2 protein-coding genes and 2 tRNA genes are annotated in these 3,051 nt (G+C 43.5%); all 4 read left to right on the top strand.

Annotated features, from left to right (window positions below):
* Positions 1-3: 3 nt before the first annotated feature.
* The 4 genes from DW862_RS18810 (at position 4) to nagA (DW862_RS18795) (ending at position 2,803) form a co-directional block, all read left to right on the top strand.
* Positions 4-85: transfer RNA gene (locus tag DW862_RS18810), tRNA-Leu, on the top strand.
* 37 nt (positions 86-122) lie between these two features.
* Positions 123-198 (top strand) — tRNA-Gly (locus DW862_RS18805).
* Between the two features lie 244 nt (positions 199-442).
* Positions 443-1,609, top strand: coding sequence for an N-acetylglucosamine-6-phosphate deacetylase (nagA, locus tag DW862_RS18800; protein ID WP_120069884.1), 1,167 nt, complete (start codon positions 443-445; stop codon positions 1,607-1,609).
* Positions 1,610-1,630: 21 nt separating this feature from the next.
* The gene (nagA, locus tag DW862_RS18795; protein WP_120069880.1) at positions 1,631-2,803 is read left to right on the top strand and encodes an N-acetylglucosamine-6-phosphate deacetylase; all 1,173 of its coding nucleotides are present in this window, start codon (positions 1,631-1,633) and stop codon (positions 2,801-2,803) included.
* Positions 2,804-3,051 lie beyond the last annotated feature (248 nt).

Raw genomic sequence — 3,051 nt, 5'->3', positions numbered from 1 at the left:
TTTGCCCAGGTGGCGGAATTGGTAGACGCGCACGTTTCAGGTGCGTGTGTCGAGAGGCATGCAGGTTCGAGTCCTGTTCTGGGCACCCATCCTTCAGAATTCTGAATGACGAAATTTAGTTTGCGGAAATAGCTCAGTTGGTAGAGCATAACCTTGCCAAGGTTAGGGTCGCGAGTTCGAGTCTCGTTTTCCGCTCCATATAGACATAAGGTTGTCAGTCGATAAGATTGGCAACCTTTTTTTATTTATGATTGATGAATTCTGATTTATATATGGTTGGATAATCGTTTAAAATTGGACTTTATTAGAAGTTTATCGGACGATTTTATCGATAGATTGAATAGAAAAACGTAATTTTGCAAACGAAAAAATCAATGTACTCCCCCCAAAAAAGAGCGTCATTGATTCACACAGACCTTTAATTAATTTAACTATTTGTGATATGTTAACACAGATCATTAATGCACGCATCCTGACGCCTCAAGGTTGGCTGAAGGATGGGTCAGTTCTTATTCGCGATAACAAAATTCTGGAAGTAACCAATTGTGACCTTGCCATTATCGGAGCCAAACTGATTGATGCCAAAGGAATGTATATTGTTCCGGGCGGTGTAGAAATCCATGTTCACGGTGGCGGTGGAAGAGACTTTATGGAAGGTACCGAAGAGGCTTTCCGGACAGCAATCAAGGCTCACATGCAGCATGGTACCACCAGTATTTTTCCTACCCTTTCTTCTTCTACCATTCCGATGATCCGTGCAGCTGCGGCAACTACTGAAAAAATGATGGCAGAGCCCAATAGCCCTGTACTTGGGCTTCATTTGGAAGGACATTATTTCAATATGGACATGGCAGGCGGACAGATTCCGGAAAATATCAAAGATCCTGATCCCGAAGAATATATTCCGTTATTGGAAGAAACACGCTGTATTAAACGTTGGGATGCCGCACCGGAACTTCCCGGAGCCATGCAATTCGGTAAATATATCACGGCAAAAGGTGTTCTGGCTTCGGTAGGACATACCCAGGCAGAATTTGAGGATATACAGACGGCTTATGAGGCGGGATATACGCATGCCACTCATTTTTATAACGCGATGCCTGGTTTCCATAAACGGAGAGAGTATAAGTATGAAGGTACGGTAGAAAGTATTTATCTGATTGATGATATGACAGTGGAAGTGGTGGCTGATGGTATTCATGTACCTCCGACGATCTTGCGTCTTGTCTATAAGATAAAAGGAGTAGAACGCACTTGCCTGATAACGGATGCATTGGCTTGTGCCGCCAGTGATAGCCAGGTTGCCTTTGATCCGCGTGTGATTATTGAGGATGGAGTCTGTAAGTTGGCAGACCATTCAGCCTTGGCCGGGAGTGTTGCAACGATGGATCGCTTGATTCGTACCATGGTGCAAAAGGCAGAAATTCCTTTGGAAGATGCCGTAAGAATGGCTTCCGAAACTCCTGCTCGGATTATGGGAGTGCTCGACCGTAAAGGAACGCTGGAACGTGGCAAGGATGCCGATATGATCGCTTTGGACAGAGACTTGAACGTGAGAGCCGTATGGGCAATGGGAGAACTGGTGGAAGGCACCAACAAACTGTTTTAAATCTAATAAATAACAAAGACTATGTTGACTCAAATAATAAACGGAAGAATACTTACCCCGCAAGGCTGGTTGAAAGATGGTTCCGTATTGATTTGTGATGGAAAAATATTAGAGGTAACTAATAGTGATTTAGCGGTTATCGGTGCAACGGTTATTGATGCCAGAGGGATGACGATAGTGCCCGGATTCGTAAGTATGCATGCACATGGAGGTGGTGGGCATGATTATACGGAAGCAACGGAAGAGGCTTTTCGCACCGCAACCAATGCACATCTGAAACATGGTGCTACCGGTATATTTCCTACTTTGTCCTCTACTTCATTCGAAAGAATCTACCAGGCAGTCAATGTATGTGAGCACTTGATGAAAGAGAAGGATTCTCCGATTCTTGGTCTGCATATCGAAGGCCCATATCTGAATCCGAAGATGGCGGGTACGCAGTATGACGGTTTTCTGAAAACTCCGGATGAAAATGAATATATTCCTTTGTTGGAGCATACGTCTTGTATCAGACGTTGGGATATTAGTCCCGAACTGCCCGGTGCACATGATTTTGCAAAGTATACCCGTTCGAAAGGAATTATGACTGCTGTTACACATACCGAAGCCGAATATGATGAAATTAAAGCTGCATTTGCAGTAGGATTTTCTCATGCTGCTCATTTCTATAATGCGATGCCGGGTTTCCATAAACGTCGTGAATATAAATATGAGGGTACAGTGGAAAGTGTGTATCTGACGGATGGAATGACTGTGGAAGTGATTGCGGATGGTATTCATTTGCCTGCCACTATCCTGAAATTGGTTTATAAGTTGAAAGGTGTGGAGAATACCTGCCTTGTTACCGATGCTTTGGCGTATGCCGCTTATGAAGGGAATGAACCGATTGATCCTCGTTATATCATAGAGGATGGCGTATGCAAGATGGCGGATCATTCTGCGTTGGCCGGTAGTTTGGCTACGATGGATGTGTTGGTTCGCACCATGGTAAAGAAAGCTAATATTCCTTTGGAAGATGCCGTGCGTATGGCTTCTGAAACTCCTGCCCGTTTAATTGGAGTGAGTGATCGTAAAGGGGCGTTAGCAAAGGGTAAGGATGCCGATATTGTGATTCTTGACAAAGAACTGAATGTACGTTGCGTATGGTCAATGGGAAAGATCGTTCCGGGAACTGATATTCTGTTGCATAAATAACCATTGAAATAACCTTTGAAAGGGAAAAGGCCGTCCGGAGACTTCCTAAAAGAAAAATGCCCTTTACTAAGAACTAAACTGAATCCCAAAAGTTGGATACAAAATTTTAGGAGTTCAGTTTAGTTCTAGTAAGGGGCATTTTATAAGATCAAGGCTTTTCAGCCTCTTATTATAACAGCAAATGTTCTGTATTATAGGCTCACCCGCAATTTCTTGGGGGTAACTATTTGTAGCTTTCTTTAAAGTGA

This window comes from Bacteroides sp. AM37-9 (assembly GCF_003603455.1).
GTDB classification, from domain to species: Bacteria; Bacteroidota; Bacteroidia; order Bacteroidales; family Bacteroidaceae; genus Bacteroides; species Bacteroides xylanisolvens.
Note: the sequence above shows the minus strand (reverse complement) of the source record. Positions and strands in the feature narration are given on the sequence as shown.

Coding starts and splice junctions, on each gene's coding strand:
- nagA (WP_120069884.1), top strand. CDS start 443: ATGTTAACACAGATCATTAATGCACGCATCCTGACGCCTCAAGGTTGG.
- nagA (WP_120069880.1), top strand. CDS start 1,631: ATGTTGACTCAAATAATAAACGGAAGAATACTTACCCCGCAAGGCTGG.